At 59.0% G+C, this 26674-nt stretch carries 19 protein-coding genes, 2 rRNA genes and 2 pseudogenes; 2 read left to right on the forward strand and 21 right to left on the reverse strand.

What is annotated here, in order from left to right; genetic code table 11:
* Positions 1 to 49 precede the first annotated feature (49 nt).
* The 5 genes and pseudogenes from I6E60_RS13120 to tyrS form a co-directional block, all read right to left on the reverse strand.
* Positions 50 to 3167, reverse strand: a 23S ribosomal RNA gene (locus I6E60_RS13120).
* Positions 3168 to 3318: 151 nt separating this feature from the next.
* Positions 3319 to 3387 (reverse strand): annotated as a pseudogene (locus I6E60_RS14735) (hypothetical protein); the annotation flags it as partial.
* Between the two features lie 327 nt (positions 3388 to 3714).
* Positions 3715 to 5237, reverse strand: a 16S ribosomal RNA gene (locus I6E60_RS13125).
* The 16S and 23S rRNA genes sit together here, the layout of an rRNA operon.
* Before the next feature lie 703 nt (positions 5238 to 5940).
* Positions 5941 to 6231: pseudogene (locus tag I6E60_RS13130) on the reverse strand (dihydrofolate reductase family protein); the annotation flags it as partial.
* A gap of 126 nt (positions 6232 to 6357) precedes the next feature.
* Positions 6358 to 7668 (reverse strand): tyrosine--tRNA ligase, encoded by a 1311-nt coding sequence (tyrS, locus tag I6E60_RS13135; RefSeq protein WP_307784491.1) that lies wholly within the window; start codon positions 7666 to 7668, stop codon positions 6358 to 6360.
* A 135-nt stretch (positions 7669 to 7803) separates the two neighbouring features.
* Here tyrS and I6E60_RS13140 point away from each other — a divergent pair, with 135 nt between their 5' ends.
* Together I6E60_RS13140 and I6E60_RS13145 are read left to right on the forward strand one after the other, a co-directional pair.
* Complete coding sequence (locus I6E60_RS13140; RefSeq protein WP_231601653.1) at positions 7804 to 8442, forward strand: SatD family protein; 639 nt, start codon at positions 7804 to 7806, stop codon at positions 8440 to 8442.
* Positions 8439 to 8993, forward strand: coding sequence for a hypothetical protein (locus I6E60_RS13145; RefSeq protein ID WP_197158422.1), 555 nt, complete (start codon positions 8439 to 8441; stop codon positions 8991 to 8993). The genes I6E60_RS13140 and I6E60_RS13145 overlap by 4 nt, the downstream gene beginning before the upstream one ends.
* Positions 8994 to 9029: 36 nt before the next feature.
* On the opposite strand, the gene I6E60_RS13150 is transcribed toward I6E60_RS13145, so the two are convergent.
* From I6E60_RS13150 to I6E60_RS13225, 16 genes are all read right to left on the reverse strand, one after another.
* Positions 9030 to 9950 carry a DUF817 domain-containing protein gene (locus I6E60_RS13150; RefSeq protein WP_197180818.1) on the reverse strand — a complete coding sequence of 307 codons (921 nt, stop codon included), beginning with the start codon at positions 9948 to 9950 and terminating at the stop codon, positions 9030 to 9032.
* Positions 9950 to 10537, reverse strand: coding sequence for a DNA-3-methyladenine glycosylase (locus I6E60_RS13155; RefSeq protein ID WP_197180820.1), 588 nt, complete (start codon positions 10535 to 10537; stop codon positions 9950 to 9952). The genes I6E60_RS13150 and I6E60_RS13155 overlap by 1 nt, the downstream gene beginning before the upstream one ends.
* A 2-nt stretch (positions 10538 to 10539) precedes the next feature.
* Positions 10540 to 11976: an argininosuccinate lyase gene (gene argH / locus I6E60_RS13160; protein WP_197180822.1), complete on the reverse strand. Its 1437-nt coding sequence runs from the start codon at positions 11974 to 11976 to the stop codon at positions 10540 to 10542.
* A 2-nt stretch (positions 11977 to 11978) separates the two neighbouring features.
* On the reverse strand, positions 11979 to 13178 hold the full coding sequence (locus I6E60_RS13165; RefSeq protein ID WP_010205232.1) for an argininosuccinate synthase: 1200 nt from the start codon (positions 13176 to 13178) through the stop codon (positions 11979 to 11981).
* A gap of 67 nt (positions 13179 to 13245) precedes the next feature.
* Positions 13246 to 14172 carry an ornithine carbamoyltransferase gene (gene argF / locus I6E60_RS13170; protein ID WP_197126746.1) on the reverse strand — a complete coding sequence of 309 codons (927 nt, stop codon included), beginning with the start codon at positions 14170 to 14172 and terminating at the stop codon, positions 13246 to 13248.
* On the reverse strand, positions 14169 to 15356 hold the full coding sequence (locus I6E60_RS13175; RefSeq protein ID WP_197180824.1) for an acetylornithine transaminase: 1188 nt from the start codon (positions 15354 to 15356) through the stop codon (positions 14169 to 14171). The genes argF and I6E60_RS13175 overlap by 4 nt, the downstream gene beginning before the upstream one ends.
* On the reverse strand, positions 15353 to 16267 hold the full coding sequence (argB, locus tag I6E60_RS13180) for an acetylglutamate kinase (RefSeq protein ID WP_197126744.1): 915 nt from the start codon (positions 16265 to 16267) through the stop codon (positions 15353 to 15355). Before argB ends, I6E60_RS13175 begins: the two co-directional genes overlap by 4 nt.
* Positions 16267 to 17418, reverse strand: coding sequence for a bifunctional glutamate N-acetyltransferase/amino-acid acetyltransferase ArgJ (gene argJ, locus I6E60_RS13185; RefSeq protein ID WP_197126743.1), 1152 nt, complete (start codon positions 17416 to 17418; stop codon positions 16267 to 16269). The genes argB and argJ overlap by 1 nt, the downstream gene beginning before the upstream one ends.
* Positions 17415 to 18461, reverse strand: a complete 1047-nt coding sequence (argC, locus tag I6E60_RS13190) for an N-acetyl-gamma-glutamyl-phosphate reductase (protein ID WP_197126742.1) — start codon at positions 18459 to 18461, stop codon at positions 17415 to 17417. The genes argJ and argC overlap by 4 nt, the downstream gene beginning before the upstream one ends.
* A 279-nt stretch (positions 18462 to 18740) precedes the next feature.
* Complete coding sequence (gene pheT, locus I6E60_RS13195) at positions 18741 to 21233, reverse strand: phenylalanine--tRNA ligase subunit beta (RefSeq protein ID WP_197180826.1); 2493 nt, start codon at positions 21231 to 21233, stop codon at positions 18741 to 18743.
* Positions 21233 to 22273, reverse strand: a complete 1041-nt coding sequence (gene pheS / locus I6E60_RS13200; RefSeq protein ID WP_197180827.1) for a phenylalanine--tRNA ligase subunit alpha — start codon at positions 22271 to 22273, stop codon at positions 21233 to 21235. The genes pheT and pheS overlap by 1 nt, the downstream gene beginning before the upstream one ends.
* 51 nt (positions 22274 to 22324) lie before the next feature.
* The gene (locus tag I6E60_RS13205; protein ID WP_197126739.1) at positions 22325 to 23269 is read right to left on the reverse strand and encodes an amino acid ABC transporter permease; all 945 of its coding nucleotides are present in this window, start codon (positions 23267 to 23269) and stop codon (positions 22325 to 22327) included.
* A complete protein-coding gene (locus I6E60_RS13210) occupies positions 23266 to 23934 on the reverse strand; it encodes an amino acid ABC transporter permease (RefSeq protein WP_197126738.1) in 669 nt (222 codons plus the stop codon). The genes I6E60_RS13205 and I6E60_RS13210 overlap by 4 nt, the downstream gene beginning before the upstream one ends.
* A 77-nt stretch (positions 23935 to 24011) precedes the next feature.
* Positions 24012 to 24884: a glutamate ABC transporter substrate-binding protein gene (locus tag I6E60_RS13215; RefSeq protein ID WP_197180829.1), complete on the reverse strand. Its 873-nt coding sequence runs from the start codon at positions 24882 to 24884 to the stop codon at positions 24012 to 24014.
* Between the two features lie 37 nt (positions 24885 to 24921).
* The gene (locus I6E60_RS13220) at positions 24922 to 25674 is read right to left on the reverse strand and encodes an amino acid ABC transporter ATP-binding protein (RefSeq protein WP_197126736.1); all 753 of its coding nucleotides are present in this window, start codon (positions 25672 to 25674) and stop codon (positions 24922 to 24924) included.
* Between the two features lie 92 nt (positions 25675 to 25766).
* Positions 25767 to 26570, reverse strand: a complete 804-nt coding sequence (locus I6E60_RS13225; protein ID WP_197180831.1) for an RNA methyltransferase — start codon at positions 26568 to 26570, stop codon at positions 25767 to 25769.
* Positions 26571 to 26674 lie beyond the last annotated feature (104 nt).

Genomic DNA, 26674 nt, shown 5'->3' on the forward strand with positions numbered 1-26674 from the left:
CTTCTCAGTCACCATTCGACAACCCGAGGGTTGCCCAGTGAGGTGGGGTGTTATCAATTTATCGACTTATTAGTACTGGTCAGCTCCACAGGTCTTTAGTCCCTGCTTCCACATCCAGCCTATCAACGCAGTAGTCTAGCTGCGAGTCTCTCGGCCTAAGCCATGGAAATCTCATCTCGAAGCTGGCTTCCCGCTTAGATGCTTTCAGCGGTTATCCATTCCGAACGTAGCTAATCAGCGGTGCTCCTGGCGGAACAACTGACACACCAGAGGTTCGTCCATCCCGGTCCTCTCGTACTAGGGATAGATCTTCTCAAATTTCCTGCGCGCGCAGAGGATAGGGACCGAACTGTCTCACGACGTTCTAAACCCAGCTCGCGTACCGCTTTAATGGGCGAACAGCCCAACCCTTGGGACCTACTCCAGCCCCAGGATGCGACGAGCCGACATCGAGGTGCCAAACCATGCCGTCGATATGGACTCTTGGGCAAGATCAGCCTGTTATCCCCGAGGTACCTTTTATCCGTTGAGCGACAGCGCTTCCACAAGCCACTGCCGGATCACTAGTCCCGACTTTCGTCCCTGCTCGACTTGTCAGTCTCACAGTCAAGCTCCCTTGTGCACTTACACTCGACACCTGATTACCAACCAGGTTGAGGGAACCTTTGGGCGCCTCCGTTACTTTTTGGGAGGCAACCGCCCCAGTTAAACTACCCACCATGCACTGTCCCTGAACCGGATTACGGTCCGAAGTTAGATATCCAATATGACCAGAGTGGTATTTCAACAATGACTCCACCTGAACTAGCGTCCAAGCTTCACAGTCTCCCACCTATCCTACACAGGCCACACCGAACACCAATACAAAGCTATAGTAAAGGTCACGGGGTCTTTCCGTCCTTCTGCGCGTAACGAGCATCTTTACTCGTAGTGCAATTTCGCCGAGTTCGCGGTTGAGACAGCTGGGAAGTCGTTACGCCATTCGTGCAGGTCGGAACTTACCCGACAAGGAATTTCGCTACCTTAGGATGGTTATAGTTACCACCGCCGTTTACTGGGGCTTAAATTCACAGCTTCGCCTTACGGCTAACCGTTCCTCTTAACCTTCCAGCACCGGGCAGGCGTCAGTCCGTATACATCGTCTTGCGACTTAGCACGGACCTGTGTTTTTAGTAAACAGTCGCTTCCCACTGGTCTCTGCGGCCCTGCAGCGCTCCCGGAGTAAATCCGTTCACGCCTTAGGCCCCCCTTATCCCGAAGTTACGGGGGCATTTTGCCGAGTTCCTTAACCACGATTCTCTCGATCTCCTTAGTATTCTCTACCTGATCACCTGAGTCGGTTTGGGGTACGGGTAACTTGAACCTCGCGTCGATGCTTTTCTTGGCAGCATAGGATCACTGATTTCGTCCGTGAGGACTACCCATCGAGTCTCAGCCGTAATGAGAGACGGATTTGCCTATCTCTCGGCCTACATTCTTAGACCGGGACAACCATCGCCCGGCTCAGCTACCTTCCTGCGTCACACCTGTTAATACGCTAACCGCACCAGCATAGGGTCGAGTGCTAGGCCTCACGCTTCACCCCGAAGGGATCCATCTAGAGGATTCAGACTCTTAGCATCACTGGATTAGTTTGGGCGGTTCTTCGTCAGTACGGGAATATCAACCCGTTGTCCATCGACTACGCCTGTCGGCCTCGCCTTAGGTCCCGACTTACCCAGGGCGGATTAGCCTGGCCCTGGAACCCTTGATCATTCGGAGGACGGGTTTCTCGCCCGTCTTTCGCTACTCATGCCTGCATTCTCACTCGTGTAGGCTCCACGGCTGGTTTACACCGCCGCTTCACTGCCCACACGACGCTCTCCTACCACTCCGTACGGCTGAACCACGAAGGCTTACCTAAAATACGAAATCTACAACTTCGGTGGTGTGCTTGAGCCCCGTTACATTGTCGGCGCGGAATCACTTGACCAGTGAGCTATTACGCACTCTTTCAAGGGTGGCTGCTTCTAAGCCAACCTCCTGGTTGTCTATGCAACTCCACATCCTTTCCCACTTAGCACACGCTTGGGGACCTTAGTTGGTAGTCTGGGCTGTTACCCTCTCGACGATGAAGCTTATCCCCCACCGTCTCACTGCTGCGCTCTCACTTACCGGCATTCGGAGTTTGGCTAACGTCAGTAACCTTTTAGGGCCCATCAGCTATCCAGTAGCTCTACCTCCGGCAAGAAACACGCAACGCTGCACCTAAATGCATTTCGGAGAGAACCAGCTATCACGAAGTTTGATTGGCCTTTCACCCCTATCCACAGCTCATCCCCTCAGTTTTCAACCTAAGTGGGTTCGGTCCTCCACGTGCTCTTACACACGCTTCAACCTGGCCATGGATAGATCACTTCGCTTCGGGTCTAGAACCAGCGACTAAAACGCCCTATTAAGACTCGCTTTCGCTACGGCTGCCCCACACGGGTTAACCTCGCCACTGATCACTAACTCGCAGGCTCATTCTTCAAAAGGCACGCTGTCACAGCTACTAAGGCTGCTCCAACGGTTTGTAAGCAAACGGTTTCAGGTACTATTTCACTCCCCTCCCGGGGTACTTTTCACCTTTCCCTCACGGTACTTGTCCGCTATCGGTCATCTGGAAGTATTTAGGCTTATCAGGTGGTCCTGACAGATTCACACGGGATTTCTCGGGCCCCGTGCTACTTGGGATACTCTTCGGACCATTGCAACATTTCGACTACCGGGCTGGCACCGTCTATGGCTGGGCTTTCAATCCCATTCGTCTATATCACTTTGTAATCCTTGCTGTACGGCAGTAACAGCTGAAAAGTCCCACTACCCCGACCATGCAACGCCTGCCGGCTATCACACATGATCGGTTTGGCCTCTTCCGGTTTCGCTCGCCACTACTAACGGAATCACGGTTGTTTTCTCTTCCTGTGGGTACTGAGATGTTTCACTTCCCCACGTTCCCTCTACCCGCCCTATATATTCAGGCGGGAGTCACTGAGTCGTCTTGCAACGCCCAGCGGGGTTTCCCCATTCGGAAATCCTCGGATCAAAGCTCTATTATCAGCTCCCCGAGGCTTATCGCAGATTTATACGTCCTTCTTCGGCTCCAGATGCCAAGGCATCCACCGTTTGCTCTTAGAAAATTGATATCACATGAGTATAAGAATCGATCGCAACACCAAAGTGTTGAGATTGACCAATGAATTATTCCCCACAACCAAAGCTGTGAGGGTCATCGTTTATTTCTTGTGATCCGACCTTTCGGTCAGATCTAAGATGCTCGCGTCCACTGTGTAGTTCTCAAAATACGGGCGGTATCCTCCACCACCCCCTCGAAAGGAAGTGATACCAGGATCCGTTGACCCAAACACCCTTACGGNAGTGATACCAGGATCCGTTGACCCAAACACCCTTACGGGTATTTCAGTCCTAAGGTACGAACACAAATCTTCCGATCCGTGGCCGGTCCCTCAGGACCCAACAACGTGCAAAGACCAGCACCCCTGAAACCCCTCGTTCCAACCAGCAAGCTGGCGTACTAAAGAAACAACAGTTCCTCTGATCACAATGTCAATGTTCCACCCATGAGCGCCGTCCAACCCGAACAGGCTGGTACGACTCGGCAACATAAATTTCGTTTCCCACTAACTCTGTGTATACCGCAGAGACGGAAAAACGAGCTGCCATGCTCCTTAGAAAGGAGGTGATCCAGCCGCACCTTCCGGTACGGCTACCTTGTTACGACTTAGTCCTAATTACCAATCCCACCTTCGACAGCTCCCTCCTTGCGGTTGGGCCACTGGCTTCGGGTGTTACCGACTTTCATGACTTGACGGGCGGTGTGTACAAGGCCCGGGAACGTATTCACCGCAGCGTTGCTGATCTGCGATTACTAGCGACTCCGACTTCATGAGGTCGAGTTGCAGACCTCAATCCGAACTGAGACCGACTTTTTGGGATTCGCTCCACCTCGCGGTATTGCAGCCCTTTGTATCGGCCATTGTAGCATGCGTGAAGCCCAAGACATAAGGGGCATGATGATTTGACGTCATCCCCACCTTCCTCCGAGTTGACCCCGGCAGTCTCCTTTGAGTTCCCACCATTACGTGCTGGCAACAAAGAACGAGGGTTGCGCTCGTTGCGGGACTTAACCCAACATCTCACGACACGAGCTGACGACAACCATGCACCACCTGTTTACGAGTGTCCAAAGAGTGAACTATTTCTAGCCCGTTCTCGTATATGTCAAGTCTTGGTAAGGTTCTTCGCGTTGCATCGAATTAATCCGCATGCTCCGCCGCTTGTGCGGGCCCCCGTCAATTCCTTTGAGTTTTAGCCTTGCGGCCGTACTCCCCAGGCGGGGAACTTAATGCGTTAGCTGCGACACAGAAACCGTGGAATGGCCCCTACATCTAGTTCCCAACGTTTACGGCATGGACTACCAGGGTATCTAATCCTGTTCGCTCCCCATGCTTTCGCTCCTCAGCGTCAGTAACGGCCCAGAGATCTGCCTTCGCCATTGGTGTTCCTCCTGATATCTGCGCATTCCACCGCTACACCAGGAATTCCAATCTCCCCTACCGCACTCTAGTCTGCCCGTACCCACTGCAGGCTGGGGGTTGAGCCCCCAGTTTTCACAGCAGACGCGACAAACCGCCTACGAGCTCTTTACGCCCAATAATTCCGGATAACGCTTGCACCCTACGTATTACCGCGGCTGCTGGCACGTAGTTAGCCGGTGCTTTTTCTGCAGGTACCGTCACTTTCGCTTCTTCCCTACTAAAAGAGGTTTACAACCCGAAGGCCGTCGTCCCTCACGCGGCGTTGCTGCATCAGGCTTGCGCCCATTGTGCAATATTCCCCACTGCTGCCTCCCGTAGGAGTCTGGACCGTGTCTCAGTTCCAGTGTGGCCGGTCACCCTCTCAGGCCGGCTACCCGTCGTAGGCTTGGTGAGCCATTACCTCACCAACTACCTGATAGGCCGCGAGTCCATCCTTGACCGAAATTCTTTCCAGCTCCTAGCCATGCGGCTGAAGCTCGTATCCGGTATTAGACGTCGTTTCCAACGCTTATTCCAGAGTCAAGGGCAGGTTACTCACGTGTTACTCACCCGTTCGCCACTAATCCACCAGAGCAAGCTCCGGCTTCATCGTTCGACTTGCATGTGTTAAGCACGCCGCCAGCGTTCATCCTGAGCCAGGATCAAACTCTCCATAAATGTTTGATTGCACCAAGAAGCAAGCTCCTCAATGCACATCTTGCGTTACCCGCACCCGGAATAGGGTGTCGAGGCAACAAGTTTGAAACTGACAGAACAAATCAATACTGACTTGCTTTGTTTGTTTATATCTTTTTCCAAAGGAATCCGCTGCATAAACGACAACCGTTCTGATTAGAACAATTCCCATAAACACAGTCGGGTTTTTGGCATTTGACATTGTGCACGCTGTTGAGTTCTCAAGGATCGGACGCTCCTGACCTCCACCGAAAACGGCTTCACCCCAGGGCTTTCAAAACCTGTGTTGGCAACCCCCGCCGAAAGCGAAAGGCAACCTGTCTAACTTACCAGCTTCACCGCGCTTGTCAAACCAGCAGAACTGCACCAGAACGGCACACAACAACTGACCAACACACGCATGAAGCGGGAAGACATCCGACGGCCAGACAGCGAAACCTGCGAGAGGAATTCGGTGACCCGACCGGACTAAAACTATAACAGATTTAGCGAATGGTGGCCCCCACTTGAGGCCGGAAACCTAGCAGCAGAACTGCCCGGGACTTCCGCACCTTTGGGGTGACAAGAGGAAACATTACGTGCATTTTGCCCCCCTCGCCAACACCGACAACATCCCGGGCGTGTCGCAAAAATGAGGGCCCCAAAACACTGTGTAGTGCTCGAACCGTGCGGTGAAACTTAAGAGTTAATGGCGGCAATGAGCCGACAACCGGCGGCAGAGCGACGACCAGTTCGGCGGTACGACTTCGTCAACCAGACGGGCGAATTGACCTACCGCCGTGGCCGACTTCAAGCGCGGGCGATTGCCGCCCGCCTCAGGAGGAAATAGTGGAGCACCTCCCGTCAGCATCGCGAGCGCGAACGAGATCGAAATCTCATCGAGAGCGCCGGCATCCAAGAACTGCGACGCCAACGCTCCCCCGCCCATAATCCAGATGTCGTCGTGACCCGCAGCCTCGCGAATCGCGGGCAGAGCATCCGCTACCGCTCCGCGAACAAAGCGGACATCGGCGCCTTCGGGAACAGGAAGGTCGCGTGTAGTGACGTCGAACGTTGGCTGGTCACCAAAGTAGTCGGCCCACTTCTGCGGGTGCTGCTCGCGCTAGGAGGTGACGAAGATTCCCGCGAGCGTCTTTTTGCCGCGACGGAGAACGGCCACGTTTCCCGGCAGAAGGTCACTGCCCACCGTGGCCTGGTCATCCGCAACGGCAACATTGTTGAGGTAGACGCCACCCTGCGAGATTGCGCGACGTGCTTCACTTGCGCTCGACACCAGTTTCGTGTCGACGAGCAATTGCACAACGGTCGCGTCCGCTGAGGTTTCGACGTGGGCGAGCTCGCGCAGAGCTGCGGCAAGAGTGTCCGCATCCAATGACGCCAACTCCCCTTGGCCGAACAGCGCTGCGGATGCTGCGATTGCCGCTTCCGTTGCAGTGCGGCCGTGCACGAGAGAAGTGACCTCGAACGCGAGAGTCTTCTGTGCTTCGCGACGGAACGGTGCCTCAGCAACAGCGGTCTCGAGAGCAGTGACCTGTTCCCGCGACAGGAACGTGAAGATCTTCACGCGCTCAATGACATCCGCATCATCGGTATTGAGCCAGAACTGGTAAAACGCGTAGGGGCTCGTCATCTTCGAGTCGAGCCAAATGGCGTTGCCCTCGCTCTTGCCGAACTTGGTGCCATCCGAGTTGGTGATGAGCGGGGTACCAATAGCGTGAACGCTCGCGCTCTCAGCCTTATGGATGAGGTCGCTGCCGCTGATGAGATTGCCCCACTGGTCACTGCCACCGGTTTGCAAGACGCAGTCGTAGTTGCGGTAGAGCTCCAAGAAGTCCATGCCCTGCATGACTTGGTAGCTGAACTCGGTGTAGCTGATGCCGGCGTCGCTATTGAGACGCGCGCTCACCGCATCCTTTTTGAGCATCGTGCCGACACGGAAGTACTTGCCGATATCGCGTAAGAAATCGATCGCGCTCATCGGCGCTGTCCAGTCGAGGTTATTGACCATGCGCACAGCATTGTCGCCCTCGGTGCTCAAGAACTTGGAGACTTGGGCCTGCAAGTAGCTGACCCATTCGGCAACGGTTTCGTTGTCGTTGAGCGTGCGCTCTGCTGTGGGGCGCGGATCTCCAATAAGGCCGGTCGCTCCCCCGACGAGTCCGAGAGGTTTGTGGCCAGCCAGCTGAAGACGGCGCAGCAGCAGCAGCTGCACGAGGTTACCCAAGTGGAGGCTGGGAGCGGTGGGGTCGAATCCGCAGTAGTAGGTGATGGGGTCACCGTCGAGAAGCTTCTCAAGGGCAACCGCATCGGTAGAGACATGCACGAGACCGCGCCACGTGAGCTCTTGCCACAAGCTCTCGAAAGAGCTGTCGTTGCTTTGGGTACTGAGAGATTCTGATGCTGTCGCTGACACGTCATTAACCGTAGTGCCTATCGGCGGGGTGCTGAGAGCAGCCTGCCGCGCGTTATCCGCAATGCTGAGGCACTGATCTGAAGAAATCAGGCTTGTGGGCCTGATATTGGAGAATCAATGCTGTAGCCTTTAGTTATGTTTGTGATCACAGCGGACCAAAGAAACAGCCGCAGCAGCGCGGATGCCGTAGCCCAGACTCTGCAGCGCATCAATACCGAGCGCGCGGATGACCTCGCCCTGCCCGCCGAGCGCACTGCCGGAGACGAGGCACAAATGCTGCTTACGTCGGCACAGGCTGCTCTCGACATCACCCTCGAACTGACCCGCACCGAACAGTGGAGCGTGGGAATCGGTATCGGCGCAGTGCCCCTGCCGTTCGGAACAAGCGTGCGCGCAACCAGCGGTCCCGCCTTTCTCGCCGCCAGAGACGCCATCGACCGCGCCAAGAAGAGTCCAGCCAAATGCGCCGTCGAGTCCGACCCCGAGAGCGAGCTGGCCCGCGACATCGAGCCACTTCTTGAGCTGTTGATTCTGCTTCGCAACCGTCGCACTGACAACGGTTGGGAACTCTACGACTTGCTCAGCACCGGAATCACTCAGGCCGACGCGGCCGAGCGCCTCGGCATCTCCCCGCAATCTGCCAGCCAGCGCGCTCTAGTCGCGGGGCTGCGCACAGAAGAAGAGGCCGTTCGCGCCCTTGCAAACCTGCTCGACAGAGCACACAGTGGAGTAGCAACCGACAACGCGCTCAGCGCAGAGAAAGGCACGTCATGACCGGCTGGTGGATCGCGGTACTCGTTCTCACAATCGGAGCGATCGGCGCATCCATGATTGCCGCGCGCACCGAAAAGTATTGGCTCGCCACCGTCTCGCTACTGCCTGTCGGTATCGCCCTCATCTTGGGTTCCACTGGAAACCCTCTGCCCGGTGATGCTTCTGGGCTAATTATTTTGCTCAGCGCCGCCCTCGTCGCACTGGCCACTCTCGCCGGCAGCCCACTCGTGGCGCTCGTGCTCTCGCTCGCCTCGTATCCGGCACCGCGCGGCGAACATGGCGGCATCCTCGTGATCGACGCCGATTCTCCCCTGCCCGAACGTGAAATTCTGCGCGGCGGAACCACGATCGGCTACCTCGAACGCTTCGCGTTCATCGCATCCTTCATGGTGTGGCAGCCCGGAGCGATCGCCGTCATCGTTGCCATCAAAGGACTTGGCCGCTTCTCCGAACTCGAGAACGCCGCTGCCCGCGAACGATTCATCATTGGCACGCTCGTGAGCCTCGTCTGGGCCGGGCTCTGCACCGCAGCCCTGCTTGTCGGACGCTAGGTCGTCAGTCGGCACTTGCTCTGCGTGGGCCTAGCGTTACGGCTGCGCGGTGGCGTTCTCGGCGATCGCTTCCGGCGGCTGTGGTTTCTCGACCCACGTCACCAAGACCACCGAGACGATCATGAGCAGCAGCCACGAACCAAGCTTGGCGATCGAGACCAACTCCCACCCCTCCGACTGATTGGGATATACCCACGCGTTCGACCACGTCGCCACATTCTCTGCAATCCAAATGAATACTGCGACCAGCACGAAAGAGACCAAAATCGGCATCCGGAATCGTGCCCGCGAGACTCTGACGTGCATCACCGTGCGCCACCAGACCACCACGATTGCCGCGAAGAGGAACCAGCGAGCATCGACAATGAAATGGTGACTGAAGAAATTGACGTAGATCAGCGTGGCCAGAATGGCCGTGATCCAGCGTCGCGGATAGCGATCAAAACGAAGCTCGAAGAGACGAAACACGCGCACCATGTACGAACCGACCGCGGCATACATGAAACCGCTATAGAGCGGGACGCCGAAGATGTGCAGCACGCCGTCGCCCTCATAGCTCCACGACCCAGCATCGGTCTTGAAAATCTCCATCACCGTGCCCACGATGTGGAACAGGATGATCACCCGCAGCTCGCGCAGCGTCTCCAGCTTGAAGACCACCATGAGAACTTGGATGGCGAGAGCAGCCAACACCAGAAAGTCGTTGCGGGCGAGGGCCGCCGACTCTGGATACCAGAGGCGCGTGAGCACGAGAACCGTCAACAGCGCTCCCCCAAAGACGCACGCCCAAGCTTGCTTGAGCACGAACACGGTGAACTCGATAGCCCACGTGCGCCAACGCTGTGGTTGGACCCGACCGCTACCGTGCGGATGCTGCGGACCGCCATCGCGAACGCGGTCAAGACGCCCGTGCGCCCACTCATCAATCCGCTGCTCTAGCGGTGTGAAGCGGGCCACTAGCTGCGCTTGCGCTTCACTGCGGGGCGATACGGGGAAACGCTCGGCTCCCCCGGAATCCAGAAGCGCCACGGATACTCGTCGGTGCCGCCAGCACCCGCGACGCCCGTGCGCGGACCAACGCTGAACGGAGACTGCGACTGAGGCAGTTCCAGACGAACACGACCTGACTCTAAGTTGGTTCCCGCGTCATCCAGCCGGATGCCGAGCGCCACCGCGAGGCGGGCGGGCCCCCTAGCGAGGTCGGCCGGTTTCTTGGATGTTGCGCGCCGTTCGGCCGCGACATCCATCCCCTCGATCACTTCGCCGGCGCGTAAAAGGATTCCTGAGGCGACGCCCTCAGGCATGCACACGACATTCGCGCACGTGTGCATGCCATAGGTGAAATAGGTATAGAGATGGCCGGGCGGGCCGTACATCACAGCGTTACGTTTGCCGGGGCCGCGAAACGCGTGCGAGCCAGGATCGACTTCGCCCAGGTACGCCTCGACCTCGGTGAGCCGCACCGCTACCTCGCCGACGCGCACGACAGCCCCCAGCAACAGCGGAGCAACCTCAGTTGCCGGCCTGCTGAGCAGTTCGAACACGTCTAGCGGATAACCTGCGGGTCGAGAGCGGCCGCGAGCAAGCGAACACGCTCGGTGAGCTCGGCACGCTGCTCGGCAACGCGCACCGGAGCAGTTCCACCGACGCCGGCACGGCTCGATACAGAACCCTCCACCGTAAGAACCGCGCGCACATCACCCGTGAGGTGAGGTGAAATGGCGGCGTAGTCGTCATCGGTCGGTTCGTGAAGTTCAAGCGAGTTGTCTTCACAGAAACGCACGAGCGAACCGCTGATTTCGTGAGCCTCACGGAACGGCACATGCTGGCGCACGAGCCAGTCAGCAACATCCGTCGCCAAGGAGAACCCCTGAGGCGCAAGCTCGGCCATGCGCTCCGTGTTGAAGCGCAGCGTTGCCACCATGCCAGTGAACGCAGGCAAGAGCACTTCGAGAGTCTCGACGGAGTCGAACACGGGCTCTTTGTCTTCCTGAAGATCGCGGTTGTAGGCGAGGGGCAGGGCCTTGAGCGTGGCCAGCAGGCCCGTGAGGTTACCAATAAGGCGACCAGACTTGCCTCGAGCAAGCTCAGCGATGTCGGGGTTCTTCTTCTGGGGCATGATCGACGATCCGGTTGAATAGGCGTCATCAAGCTGCACGAAATCGAACTCGCGCGTATTCCACAGAATGATCTCTTCGCTGAGACGCGAAATGTCGATACCCAGCTGCGCGGTAATGAACGCGAACTCTGCCACGACATCCCGGCTCGCAGTCGCATCAATTGAGTTTTCGGTGGGGCGAGCAAGCCCCAGCTCCCGAGCAACAAGCGCGGGGTCGAGCCCCAACGTGCTGCCCGCAAGCGCACCAGAACCATACGGCGATGTGGATGCGCGAACCTTCCAGTCCCGCAAGCGCTCGAGCGTGCGCACCAGAGGCCACGCATGCGCGAGCAAATGATGCGCGAGCAGCACTGGCTGCGCATGCTGGAGGTGGGTACGACCCGGCATGATGGCCGCAGCGTGCTTCTCAGCCTGCGCCACAATGGCGTCAATGAGGTCGACGACCATGGCCGCTATCGCGCCCGCATGGTCGAGAAGGTACAGGCGCACGAGCGTGGCGATTTGGTCGTTGCGGCTACGTCCGGCACGGAGTTTGCCTCCGACCTCAGCACCCGCACGCTCGATGAGCCCACGCTCGAGAGCGGCGTGAACGTCTTCCTCGGACTCAAGGGCTGTAAAACTGCCATCGGCAACGGCTGCACTCAACGATGTCAGGGCATCCGTCATCGTTTCGAGTTCAACGTCGTCGAGGTACCCCGCGGCCGCGAGCGCAACAGCGTGCGCTCGCGAACCGGCGAGGTCATACTGCGCAAGCTGCCAGTCGAAGTGAGTTGATTTGCTCAACCGGGCAAGCTCAGGTGAAGGGCCACTTGCGAAGCGGGCTCCCCAGAGTTGTCCCTCACCAGTTTCGGCAGATTGCGCCATGATTAGCCCTGCTTTGCGTCGCGACGAGCCGAGATCTTGCTCGGCAATGACCAGAGTTCGATGAAGCCCTTAGCGAGCGACTGGTCGAACGTGTCACCGGTGTCGTAGGTGGCAAGGCTGAAGTCGTAGAGGCTCTGCTCTGACTTGCGGCCAGTCGGTACGGCACGGCCAGCGTGGAGTGTCATGCGGATCTCTCCGCTGACGTAGCGCTGGGTGTCGTCGATGAACGCGTCGAGTGAACGCTTGAGACCTGAATACCAGAGTCCGTCGTACACGAGGTTCGACCATTCGGCCTCAACTCCACGCTTGTAACGGGAAAGGTCACGCTCGATCGTGAGTGACTCAAGCTCTTCGTGGGCGGCGATAAGAGCCATCGCGCCGGGAGCTTCGTAAACCTCACGGCTCTTGATACCAATGAGGCGGTCTTCGACCACGTCGATGCGGCCGATGCCGTGCTTGCCGGCGAGCGCATTCATGTGCTCAACGATGGCGAGAGCCGACATCGCGACGCCGTCGATGGCGACAGGGATTCCGGCTTCGAAAGTGATGGTCACTTCGTCGGCGGGCAGACCAGCGGCAGGATCAGCGGTGTACTCGTAAAGCTCTTCAATCGGAGCATTCCACGGGTCCTCGAGGAATCCGGTCTCGACCGCGCGACCCCAGACGTTCTTGTCGATCGAGTAAGGGCTCGCTGCTGACTGGCGGATCGGAAGATTGTGCTTTTCGGCGTAGATGATCGCCTTGTCGCGGGTGAGCGCAAGGTCACGCACGGGAGCGATGCTCGTGAGGTCGGGGGCGAGAGCCGCAACAGCTGCCTCAAAGCGAACCTGGTCGTTTCCTTTGCCGGTGCAACCGTGAGCAACGCTGTCCGCACCCAGCGCCTTGGCGGTGAGTGCGAGGTGACGAGAAATCACGGGACGGCTGAGAGCCGAAACCAGCGGGTAGCGCTTTTGGTACAACGCGTTTGCCTTGAGTGCTGGCATCAGGAAGTCGTCAGCGAACTCATCCTTCGCATCGATAACGATCGACTCAACAGCACCACAGTCAAGTGCGCGCTGACGGATGTCATCCATGTTTTCGCCGCCCTGGCCGACGTCAATCGCGAGCGCGACGACCTCTTTGCCTGTGGCGTCCTTGAGCCAGCCGATACCTACCGAAGTGTCGAGTCCGCCCGAGTAGGCGAGAACTACGCGTTCTGACATATGTTTTTCTCCTTGACGTCGTGAATCAGTTTAGGGAACTACAACGGCGGCTTCATGCCGCCAAAAACTAGGCAGCCTGTTCGAGCAACCAAATCATGAGAGCCTTCTGGGCGTGCAGGCGGTTCTCCGCCTCATCCCAGATGACACTCTGCGGGCCATCGATCACGTCGGCCTCAACCTCATACCCGCGGTCAGCAGGCAAGCAGTGCAAGAAGATCGCGTCAGGCTTTGCGAGCGCCATTAGCGCAGTGTCGACCTTGTAGGCACCAAGAGAAGCCACGCGAGCGGCCTTCTCGTCTTCTTTGCCCATCGACACCCACGTGTCTGTGACAACAACATCCGCACCCGTCACGGCTTCAGCCGCGTCGGTGAGAATTGAAATCGAACCACCCGTGGATGCCGCAATCTTCTCCGCGTCAGCGACGACATCCGCCAACGGTAGGTAATCTTCGGGGCACGCGATGCGCACGTGCATTCCCGCGGTCGCGCCAGCGAGGAGATACGAGTGCACCATGTTGTCTGCACCATCACCGAGGAACGTGACGGTCAAGCCCTTAAGCTCACCCTTGTGCTCGCGAATCGTGAGCAGGTCAGCGAGCAACTGGCAGGGGTGGAACTCGTCGCTGAGAGCGTTGATCACGGGAACTTGGGTTCCATGGGCCATCTCAATAAGACCCTGCTGGCCGTAGGTGCGCCAGACAATGGCGGCGACCTGGCGTTCAAGAACGCGAGCCGTGTCTGAGGCTGTCTCCTTACCGCCGAGCTGACTGTTGGCGGTCGAGATGATGAGCGGCGAACCGCCAAGGTCTGCGATGCCCACAGCGAACGAGACGCGAGTGCGAGTTGATGACTTGTCAAAGATCACAGCAACGGTCTGCGGACCCTCGAGCGGCTTTCGCCCCCACCGATCAGCTTTTACTTTTTCGGCGAGATCGAGAATCTCGAGTTGCTCGGCCGGGCTGAGGTCATCGTCGCGAAGAAAATGCCTGGTCATGATGCCTCCGTAGATGCTGTGTTGGTCACTTCGTTCAGCACCGTGCTGAACGTGTCAATGAATTCGGCGATTTCGGCATCGCCAATGATGAGGGGCGGAGCCAGGCGAACAGTTGACGCATTGGGCGCATTGATAATCAGCCCGTGCTTAAGCGCAACCGCCACGATCTCTTGCGCGACAGGCTCGGCAAGTCCGATGCCGATCAGGAGTCCGCGCCCGCGAAGCTCCACGATCAACGAGGAATCGATGCGGGCCAGTGCGGTGCGCAGTTCGGCACCGCGCTGAGCGGCATTCGCCACGAGGTCGTCAGACTCAATCTGGCCCAAGACCGCTTCCGAAACGGCACAGACGAGTGGGTTGCCACCGAAAGTAGTGCCGTGCTGACCGGGATGCATCAGCGAGGATGCCTTCCCGAACGTCACGAGCGCACCGATCGGCACTCCCCCTCCCATTCCCTTAGCCATAGTGATGGCGTCAGGAACGATTCCGCTCTCTTGGAAGCCAAACCAGTCTCCTGTGCGTCCGGCTCCGGTCTGGATCTCGTCAATAATGAGCAGCACACCGTGCTGAGTCGTCAATTCACGAGCCGTTTCGAGGTAGCCGGCGGGCAGCGAGTGCACCCCAGCCTCACCCTTGATCGGCTCGACGATGAGGGCCGAGACATCCGGTCCAATCGCAGCTTCGAGGGCCTCGATAGTGGAATCAATGTGCTCGACGTTGGGAAGCAACGGCTCAAAAGGCTCGCGCAGCGATGCCTTGCCGGTGATCGAGAGAGCCCCCATAGACCGACCATGGAAGGAATCCATCAACGACAGGATGCGCGGGCGCCCGGTGAGGCGAGCGAGCTTGACGGCAGCTTCGTTCGCCTCAGTGCCCGAGTTCGCAAAGAACACGCGCCCCTCGTCACCGGCACCCGAAATGCGCAGCAGTCGTGCCGCGAGCGCGAGTTGCGGTTCGGTCGCGAAGAAGTTGGACACGTGCAGGAGGTTGGCTTGGCGGCTGAGCGCGCCCACAATCGCGGGGTGATTATGCCCAAGCGAATTGACCGCAATGCCAGCCAAGAAGTCGAGGTAACGCTTGCCCTCGGAATCGAAGACCGTGCAGCCTTCGCCACGCACGAACTCCACCTTCGGTACACCGAAGGTGTTCATCATCCGGTGGGCGTAGTCGTCTTTCCAGGTCATGCGGGTACCACCTCGGTGCCAATTCCATCTTGCGTGAATACTTCGAGCAGGATTGAGTGTGGGGCTCGACCGTCGATGATCGCGGCCTTCGGAACGCCAGCATCCACCGCTTCAAGGCAGGCTGTCATCTTCGGAATCATGCCCGATTCCAGACTCGGCAGCAGCTCACGCAGCTCGTCGGTGTTGATGATCGAGACGAGCGACTCCCGGTTCGGCCAATCGCTGTAGAGACCGGCAACATCGGTGAGGATGACGAGCTTGGCCGCGTCGAGCGCAATAGCTAGCGCTGCCGCCGCAGAATCCGCGTTGACATTGAGCAAGCCAGAGGCGTCTTCAGCGATCTCTCCCGCTTCCTGGGCCAGTGTCGACACCACAGGGATGTTGTCGCTCGCTAAGACGTCAAGCACTCGCTGAGGATCAACCTCAGTGACATTACCGACCAACCCGAGATCAACACGCTTGCCCTCGATCTCTTTGATCATTCGTTCACCGATAAACAGCGAATGTTCGTGCCCGGCAATGCCGTTAGCAAGATCTCCGTGCTCGTTGATGAGATCAACCAGCTCAGCGCCGACCTGATCGGTGAGCACATCGCGCACCACGTCGATCGACTCTTCTGTCGTCACACGATAGCCAGCACGGAACTCCGATTCGATACCGCGAATCTTGAGTTCCTTGGTGATCTGGGGGCCGCCACCGTGAACAATCACTGGGCGAACACCAGCAAGACGCAGATAAACCATGTCCTGCACAAAGGCGCGCTTGAGTTCGTCGTTGATCATGGCGTTGCCGCCGAATTTCACCACAATGATGCGGTTACGGAATCTCTTCAACCACGGAAGCGCCTCAATAAGCACTCCCGCCTTCGTCATGGCCTGCTCGTGTTCAGCGCCGTGGGTGTAGGCCGGCATCAGCTGGAGTACGCGCTGTTCTCATGCACGTAATCGTGCGTGAGGTCGTTGGTCAGAATGGTCGCTTCGGCATCGCCCGTAGCCAGATCGATCAGCACGTGCACAGCACGGCCCGTGAGATCTACCTCGTCACGTGAACGATCGGGGGCGCCCGCGTGGCAGACCCGCACACCGTTCATCGACACATCGACCGCATAGGGGTCAAAGGCAGCATCCGTGGTTCCGATCGCGGCGAGCACCCGGCCCCAGTTGGGATCGTTGCCGAAGATCGCGGCCTTGAAGAGATTATTGCGAGCAACCGAACGGCCGACCACGACAGCGTCGTCTTCGCTGAGCGCGCGCACAACTTCGATGCGGATGTCGTGGCTTGCGCCTTCGGCATCGCCCTGCAGTTGTTCGGCCAGGTCGTTGCACACGCTCGTGACAAGTGCGGCAAACTCGGCTGCATCCGGAGTCACGCCTGAGGCGCCCGACGCCATCAGCGTTACCTGGTCGTTGGTCGACATGCAGCCGTCTGAGTCAAGACGGTCGAAACTCACGCGAGTGGCTTCCCGCAGCGCCGCATCGAGGTCGGCTGCGGCGACAGCGGCGTCAGTGGTGATGACCACGAGCATTGTCGCAAGGCCCGGCGCGAGCATCCCTGCCCCCTTGGCCATGCCGCCAACGGTGTAGCCGGTGCCGGTCGCGACAGTAGTTTTGGGCTTGCTGTCGGTGGTCATGATGGCGAGCGACGCATCGGTGCCCCCGTCGGTGCTGAGCGCTCCGATTGCTGCCGACATCCCGGCGAGAACCTTGTCTTGCGGAAGCGGTTCTCCAATAAGACCGGTCGAACAGACGAGGATGTCGCCGGCCGATGACCCGAGCGCTTCAGCAACGTGCTCCGCTGTGGCGTGCGTTACCTGAAAACCCTGGGGGCCTGTGAAACAGTTGGCTCCACCCGAGTTGAGGGCGATCGCTGTGACAACGCCATCGTCGATGACCTGCTTGGACCAGATGATGGGGTGAGCCTGCGCACGATTGCTCGTGAACACGGCGGCTGCATCGAAGCGTGGGCCGCGGTTGACGACGAGGGCGACATCGAGACCACCGCTGGCCTTGAGCCCCGCTTCGACCCCGGCTGCTTCGAATCCTGCGGCTGCTGTGACACTCATGGTGCTACTCCGTCCAGCGCCAGACCGAGGGTTTCCTCAAGGCCTAACGCAATATTTGTCGATTGAATGGCGGCGCCTGCGGTGCCCTTTACAAGATTGTCGATTGCGCTGACGACAACCACGCGACGCGCTGCTTCGTCAACGGCAAGCCCAATCAGGGCGGTGTTGGCGCCCAACGTATCAGCGGTGCGCGGGAACTGTCCCTCAGGCAAGACGTGAATGAACGGCTCGTCGGCATAGGCGGTCTCCCACGCTTCCCGAATTTGGGCCGCGGTGACCCCATCAGCGAGCTTCGCAGTGGAGGTCGCGAGAATGCCGCGTGACATGGGCACGAGGACGGGAGTGAACGACACCGTCACCGATGAAGCGCCAGCGACTTTCAAATTCTGCGCGATCTCCGGAGTGTGACGATGAGTGCCGCCAACGGCATACGCCGAAGCAGAGCCCATCATTTCGCTCGCGAGCAGGTTAACCTTCAGGCTCTTACCCGCGCCCGAAGGGCCGACCGCAAGCACCGCCACGATGTCTTCTGACTCGATCAACGAGGAACGGATGCCGGGAGCGAGCCCCAGCGTAATTGCTGTCACGTTGCAGCCGGGCACCGCAATACGCTTCGAACCGGCAAGGACTTGACGTTGCGTGCCCCCGGCGGCGTGCAGCAGTTCGGGCATCCCGTAGTCCCAGGCACCGTAGAACTCGCCGCCGTAGAAGGCAGCCCAGTCGTCTTCACTGGTGAGGCGGTGATCGGCACCACAGTCAACGACGAGAGTGTCGGGGCTGAGCTCAGCCGTTAACGCTCCCGACTTGCCGTGTGGCAACGCAAAGAAAACAACATCGTGACCGGCGAGCACTTCGGGCTCCGTCGGCTGAAAAACTAGGTGTGCCAGAGACCGCAAATGCGGTTGCACATCGATGAGGCGCTGACCGGCGTTACTAAACGCGGTCACCGTCGTGACATCGAACTCAGGATGGGTGGACAGCAGGCGAAGAAGCTCGCCACCGGCATAACCGCTGGCACCGGCCACAGCGACCGAAATTGACATGGAATTACCTTCAGTGGGTTCGGAATCGAGAACACTTGCGGCGGCGAATCACACACGACCTCGTGGGTTGTGGCGAAACTCCGCCTATCGTCGCTCGTCAGCCCCGCGGAGAACCGGCGAAGACGGCACCACAAAGCTCAGCGAGAAACGCTGGCTGCAAGTGCGGAAGTCGGTCACATTTCTAGAGTAGTGCCCAGAGCGCGCGGCAGGCTAATCGACAAACGCAGAAAGCCGGTTGCCACTCTGCGAGAGACAACCGGCTTTCGCACCAATTAGTGGTTACTCGCGCAGTTCAGCGCCCACTCGTTCGCCAGCAAGGGCAACCGCAGCGTTCTTCGCGTCGGTCGCTTCTGCCTGCGTGAGCGTGCGGTCACTGGCACGGAACCTCAGCGCAAAAGTCAGCGACTTGTGCGATTCCGGGATGCCGGTGCCACGGTAGTCATCGACGAGCCGCACGTTCTCCAAGAGTTCGCTTGCACCCTCGCGGATGATGGCCAACAACTCGCCAGCCTGAACAGCCACCGGTACTACGAGAGACAGGTCTTGCGTAGCGGCCGGGTACGACACGATGGGAGTCGCAGCGATATCTACAGCAGCACTCGTGATCAGCACGGTGAGGTCGAGCTCAAGCACCGCAACAACACGCGGCAAATCGAGTTCAAGCGCCAGGGCCGGCAGCAACTCGCCGGCGTAGCCAACAGTGTGGTCGCCCACGCGAAGCTCGGCGGTGCGACCGGGGTGCATCGCCTGATGGGTTCCCGTCACGACGTCGATGTCGACGGACAGCGTCGCCGCCAGCTGCTGAACCGTGGCGAGAGCATCCGCGAGCCCGCGAGAGAGTGGTTGCTGACCCGGCTGGCGCGTAACGGCATCACCGAGGAACAGCGCGGCAACGTGCCACGGTTGTTCCGGGATGCTCGAACGCAGTTCGGCGAGAGCGGCGTCACTGGGCAACTCATAGCCGAGCGGCAACGAGGTGCTTCCGTAACGGTGGCCCGCTTCGGGCAGGAACACCGTTCCGACCTCGAAGAGAGCGAGGTCCGTGAGTCCACGAGAGACATTGCGGTGCGCGATCGCCGCGAGGCCCGGCAGTAACGAACGACGCAGGGTTGCGGCATCCGGGTCCAAGGCGTTTGCGAGTTTGATCGTGGTCGCTCCCCCAGCTTCAGGCGAGCCAAAAAGGTCGTTCGACTGCTGAGAGATGAACGGGTAGGCCAAGACCTCGGTGAGGCCGGATGCCGCGAGGCTGTTAGAGACGGTGCGACGCAGGCGCTGGGCGCGAGTGAGCCCGCGGCCCGGAGGAGCGACGGGGAGCACAGCCGGAATACGGTCGTAACCCACGATGCGGGCAACTTCTTCAACGAGCGTGGTCTTGTCACCGAGGTCGGGACGCCAGCTCGGTGGTGTCACGCTCCAGCCAGTGTCAGTCACAGTGACCTCGGCGCCAATAGCCTGCAGAGAGTCGGTGATCTCATCGGCGGAGTAATGAACGCCGATCAGGCCTTCGGCATAGCCCTCAGGCAGATCAACAGCATCTGGGGTGTGCTCGGCTAGTAGGTCGCTGCCGAGAGCATCGACGGTGCCGCCGCCCAGCTCCACGAGAAGTTCAACGACGCGCGCAGCCGCCGCAGAAGCCACTAGCGGGTCGACTCCGCGCTCGAAACGACGTGATGCTTCGCTGCCGAGCTTGTGGCGGCGAGCAGTGCGCGCGATCGAGATCGGTTCGAAGTTGGCTGCCTCGATCAGAACGTTGGTGGAGGCATCCGTGATTTCAGTGCTTGCCCCACCCATGACGCCAGCCAAGCCGATGGGGCCGGACTCGTCGGTGATGAGCAGGTCTTCAGGGTTGAGCGTGCGCGACTTGTCGTCGAGGGTGGTGAGCGTCTCCCCCGCTTTAGCGCGACGAACCGTCAATCCGCCCGACACTCGGTCGAGGTCATAGGCGTGAATCGGCTGCCCGAGTTCGAGCATGACGTAGTTCGTGATGTCTACCGTGAGCGAGATCGAGCGGATGCCGGCGAGCGTCAGGCGCGTGATCATCCACGACGGCGTTGGCTTGGTGACATCCACGTTCCGTACGACGCGCGTGACGAAGGCGCGCACTCCGGCGCGACCGCGAATCGGCGCGTCGTCGGCGATAACGACGGGGAAGCCGCTCGCCTCGGTGATCGTGGGAGCGTCGGCAGGATCGGTGAACGTTGCCCCCGTCGAGAGGGCGTATTCACGCGCAACACCGCGCAACGACATGGCATACCCACGGTCGGGCGTGACATTGATCTCTACCGCGAAGTCATCGAGACCGAGCAGCTCGATCGCGCTCGTTCCGACCTCGGGGTCGAGACCCAACGTAGACAACACGAGGATGCCGTCGTGCTCATCTCCGAGACCAAGTTCGCGAGTAGACGCGATCATTCCATCGGAGACGTGACCGTAAGTCTTGCGTGCAGCGATCGGGAACGGGCCGGGAAGAACCGAGCCGGGAAGCGTGACAACGACCTTGTCGCCGACCACAAAGTTGTGGGCGCCACACACGATGCCGCGAGGCTCGGCTTCGCCAACATCGATTTGGCACCAGTTGATGGTTTTGCCGTTGGATTGGGGCTCGCCGACGAACTCAATAACCTGGCCAACGACGACCGGACCAGAGATATCGAAACCGTGGACGTCTTCTTCTTCGAAGCCAACCTTCACGAGCGCAGCGTGAACCTGTTCGTGGGTGATATCTGTTGGGATCTCAACGAATTCCCGCAACCAACTCATGGGAATTTTCATTAGACCACCATTCCGAACTGCTGGGAGAAGCGAATATCGCCCTCGACCATGTCTCGCATGTCATTCATTTCGTTGCGGAACTGCAGCGTGCGCTCAATTCCCATTCCGAAGGCGAAGCCTTGGTATTCGTCGGGGTCTATCCCGGCGGCACGAAGCACGTTGGGGTTGACCATTCCGCAGCCGCCCCATTCAACCCAGCGGGCGCCCCCCTTGGCGTTGGGCTGCCACACGTCCATTTCGGCGCTGGGCTCGGTGAACGGGAAGTAGTTGGGGCGCAGACGAATCTGGGCGCCCTCGCCGAACATGGCGCGCGCGAGGTGCTCAAGCGTGCCCCGCAGGTTCGCCATGGTGAGGCCCTTGTCGATCGCGATACCCTCCAGCTGGTGGAAGACGGGAGTGTGGGTGGCATCGAGTTCGTCCGTGCGGAACACGCGTCCGGGCGCGACGACATATACCGGCAGTGGGCGCTCAAGAAGGGAGCGGATCTGAACCGGGCTCGTGTGCGTGCGCAACAGCAAGTGCGAGTCGATGGGGTCAATGAAGAACGTGTCTTGCATGGCGCGGGCCGGGTGATCTTCGTCGAAGTTGAGCGCGTCAAAGTTGAACCACTCGTTCTCGAGCTCGGGGCCTTCTGCGACCTCCCATCCCATGCCGACGAAGATGTCGCTCATGTGCTCCATGAGCAGGCTCAGCGGATGCCGGGCGCCCTTCACGTAGCGAGTGGCGACGGCCGTGACATCCACGGCTTCTGCCGCGAGCTTCGCTTGCTCTTCGGCGACGGCCAGCTCGGCCTCACGGGCGCTAAACGCGCCGTTGACGCGGCCGCGTGCGCCACCGATGAGCTTGCCGCTGGCCGCTCGGTCTGCCGGGTCCACGTTTTTCATCTGGGCGTTGAGCGCCGCAAGCGGTGACCCTTCGCCAAGATGGGCGCCGCGCACCGTTTTGAGGTCGGCCATTGTCGCGGCGGATTCGATGGCAGCAAGAGCTGCTTCGACCGCCGCGGTTACCGCTGGTTCTGTGATCGGGGTGGGTTCAGACACAAGAACCGAGTTTAGCGGACACCGCTGTGGCGGGCCGCCCTCATTGCAGAGCTAGTACCCGCCGCCGCCAGTGCTGCCATTGTCGACGCCGTAGCTGGCGTGACCGCGCGGCGGCATCGTGATGGCACGAGTGCCATCTACGCCAGGTTGCTTGGGTGTGTTCGGAGTGGTCGCGCCATCCTTCGGACCGCTCTTCTTCGCGATATAGCGGGCGATGTACGAGAGGCTCACGTTCATGACGAGGTAAATGACCAGACCGATGGCAAACAGCGTGAAGACGTAGCGGCTGCCGTAAAAGTTCTGCAGCTCCTTGATCGTGCGCGAGAGCTCGGGGTACGCCACGACGTACGCCAGCGACGTGTCTTTCAACAGCACGACAAGCTGCGCCAAAATGATCGGCAACATCTGGCGGAAGGCCTGCGGGAACTCCACGATAAAGCGGGTCTGCAGCGAGGTGAGGCCGATCGACAGCCCACCTTCACGCTGTCCCTTGGGCAAAGAACTGATGCCGGCACGGAGAGCTTCGCCGATGATCGCACCATTGTAGATTCCGAGACCAAGCACACCGGCCCAGTAGCCACCGGTAGAGAACATCAAGAAAACGAAGAAAATAAGCAACAGCAACGGCATACCGCGGAAAATCTCAAGCAAGATCGACGTAGGAATGCGGATCCATTTAGAGGCAGCAGTGCGCCCGAAAGAAAACAGAATTCCGACGATGATCGCCAGCACTGCCGCGACTCCCGCCATCCGCAAAGTGTTTACAACGCCTCGCCCGAACGCGCCCCAGACTTCAGGGTCAGCCAGAATGTCGGTTCTCGACGGGTCAAAAAGCCCCGGCTGCTCAGCGCCGTTAGCGCTCACACGCGGCGCAGCCAAGATGAAGTACGCCCAGACGATAAGCGCGATGATGAGCATCGCACCGACCACGGAGGCGATGGCGGAATTGCGCCGAGTCTTCGGACCCGGGGCGTCGTACAGCACGCTCGCACTCATCGCAGCACCATAACCTTCTTCTCGATCGCTCCGGCTATGAGCCCAAGCGGAATAGTAATGGCCAGATAAAGCGCTGCCGCGTACACCAGGGTGAGCAACACGAGGTCGCCGTGGTCGCGGGACGCAGCGCCGGTCGCCTTGAATAGTTCGTTCACAAAGAAAGCCCCGGCAACCGAAGTGTTCTTGGTCAAAGCAATGAAGACGTTGATAAGTGGCGGAACGACCATGCGGCTTGCCTGAGGAAGAATTACGAGGCCAACCGTCTGGGTGAATCCCATGCCAATACTACGAGCGGCTTCGGCTTGGCCGACGGGAACACCATTGAACCCTGAACGCACCGCTTCAGCGACGAAAGGTGAGGTGTACAGAGTCAAGCCAAGAGCGGCTAGGAGGAAGTAGTCAAGATCGACACCAAGGATGGGGAGCACAAAGGCGCAAAAGAAAAGCACCAGAAGGAGCGGAATGTTACGAAGGATCTCCGTGTACACCGTTGCAAAAACACGCAAGGAAGGAACCGGCGAAATGCGCATCGCCGCAATGAGTACCCCGAGAATAAACGCCCCAACACCAGCAATGCCCAACAGGGCCAGTGTCAAAAGAAAGCCCTGCATGTAGAGCGGCGTTATGTCGACAAGGGCGTCGATCGCGTTAGAGATGACGTCCATCCGGGCCTCCTGGAAAGTAAGTGAATAGGGCGTGAATGGTGCCCGCCTGCGTTAGTCGCAGGCGGGCACCGAGCACACTAGTTGCTGTAGCGGTCTACAGCAGGAGGGGTCGGAAGCTTCAGGACCTGGCCTGCAGTCGATTCCCAAGCCGCATCCCATGAACCATCGGAGTACGAGGTCTCGAGAACGTCATTGATGAAGTCGCGGAACTCGTCGTCATCATGACCGAGACCGATACCGTAAGGCTCCTCAGTGAACGGGTTGCTCAGAACTTCGAACTCACCCGGGTTCTGGTCGGCAAGGCCGGCCAAGATCACGTTGTCAGTGGTGACAGCGATCACGTTACCGCTGCGAAGCGGCTCGAGGCATGCTGAGTAAGCGTCAGTAGTGATGAGGTTGACGTCGTACTCAGCGATGTTCTTCTCTGAAGTGGAACCGGCAACGCTGCAGACGTCCTTGCCTGCGAGGTCCTCGGGGCCAGTGATGCCCTCGGGGTTACCATCGAGGACGAGGATGTCCTGGCCTGCGTTGTAGTAAGGACCAGCGAAGGAAATAACTTCCTTGCGAGTGTCGTTGATCGTGTACGTCGCGATCACGATGTCTACGGTGCCATTCTCGATGAAAGTTTCACGGTTGGCAGAAACCGTTTCTACCCACTCGATGTTGTCTTCGCTAATGCCGAGCGAAGCGGCAACGAGCTTACCAATCTCGACGTCAAATCCGACGGGGTCGCCCGACGGACCCTTGAGGCCGAACAGCGGCTGGTCGAACTTGGTGCCGATGGTGATCGTGCCTGCCTCAGCGAGGTCAGCCATCGTGGTGCCTGCTTCAAACTCGGGAACGACCATGTCGGTGTCGGTAGTAGACGAAGTGTCTGCTGCACACGCGCTGAGGCCAAGAAGGCCTACGGCGGCGATGGCAGAAATCATCAGACCTTTTTTGAGTCTCATGTGTTTCTCCTTGCTGCTGTGGGGATTACCCGCTGAGTTAGTGGGTAAGAATTTTCGAGAGGAAGTCTTGCGCTCTCGGAGATTGAGGGTTGGTGAAGAATTGCTCGGGCTCGGCCTCTTCAACGATTTCGCCGTCCGCCATGAAGATCACGCGGTCGGCAGCCTTGCGGGCGAAGCCCATCTCGTGGGTGACCACGAGCATGGTCATTCCGTCTTTGGCGAGCTGCACCATGACATCGAGAACTTCATTGATCATCTCAGGGTCGAGAGCCGATGTGGGCTCGTCGAGAAGGATGATCTTGGGATCCATCGCGAGCGATCGAGCGATCGCTACACGCTGCTGCTGGCCACCGGAAAGCTGAGCCGGCATCTTGGATGCCTGGTTGCCGATACCAACGCGATCGAGAAGCTCCATCGCCTTCTTGTCGGCCTCTGCCTTGGACATCTTGCGCACGCGGCGCGGGCCGAGAGTGACGTTCTCAAGAATCGTCTTGTGAGCGAAGAGGTTGAAAGACTGGAACACCATGCCGACGTCTGCGCGCAACTTGGCCAGACCAGCGCCTTCTTCGGGCAGCAACTTGCCATCAATCGTGATGGTGCCATCGTCGATCGTCTCAAGGCGATTGATCGCACGGCAGAGCGTGGACTTTCCCGAACCACTCGGCCCGATAACGACAACTACCTCGCCACGTTTAATCGTGGTGGAGATGTCTTTGAGCACGTGAAGCTCACCGTAATGTTTGTTGACGTGGTCGATAACGACCAGAGGTTCACCGCTCTGCGCTGCCATTCACCAAGATAAACACACGCCTGCAACGGGGGTCAATCAACGCGCCTAGTTGTAACACGGTCGTGACACTAAATCACGAGTACCGGTCACGATCAGTTGCTGCGCTGCGCGAAAGCACTCTCATACAGGCAGACGGATGCCGCAGTGGCGAGGTTCATCGACTCAGCATGGCCATAAATCGGCACCGAAATCACCCAGTCGGCCAAGGCATAATGCTCGTCCGTCAGGCCACGAGCTTCATTGCCAAACAGCCACGCCGAGGGCTTATCGAGAACGCCCTCATTGCGAGCCGCCAACAAATCGCCACCCTTGATATCGGCGGCAAGAACACGCATGTCCTCCCCCTTGACGCGCTCCAGCACCGCTTCGAGCTCGGCACCGACAGCAACAGGAAGGTGGAACAGAGATCCCGTCGTGGCGCGCACAACCTTGGGGTTGTAAAGGTCAACACTGCGACCCGTAAGAATCACGCCGTCGGCACCAGCGGCATCCGCTGCACGAATGATCGTGCCGGCGTTGCCAGGATCACGAACCTCTTCAAGAATTGCGATCAGTTTCGGCCCGCCAGAAAGAAGGTCTTTAACCGACGTCGGGAACTGGCGGCAGACAGCCAGAATGCCCTGAGGAGTGACAGTGTCAGCCATCGTCTCGAGCACCTGCTCAGAAACGAATTCAATTTCGATCTCCACAGCTTCGGCGGCACGAGCGAGATCGCTGTGGCGCTCGAGAGCGGTAGGAGTGGCGTAGAGCTCAACCAAGAGATCCGGGCGAAACTCAAGAGCTTCAGCTACGGATTGGGGGCCTTCCAAGAGAAAAAGCCCGGTCTCAGACCGGGCACTCTTCTTTGCAAGTTTGGCCACTGCTCGTACACGTGGCGAGCGCGGGTTATCAATCACGCCACTAACCCTAAGCTCGCGCCCTGCACATACGAGAATCGGCACGCTGTAGGGACCAAATTGGTCGCTACAGCGTGCCGATTGCACGAATAGTTGTGCGGCTA

It is taken from the genome of Salinibacterium sp. SWN167 (assembly GCF_015864665.1).
Taxonomy (GTDB): domain Bacteria; phylum Actinomycetota; class Actinomycetes; order Actinomycetales; family Microbacteriaceae; genus Rhodoglobus.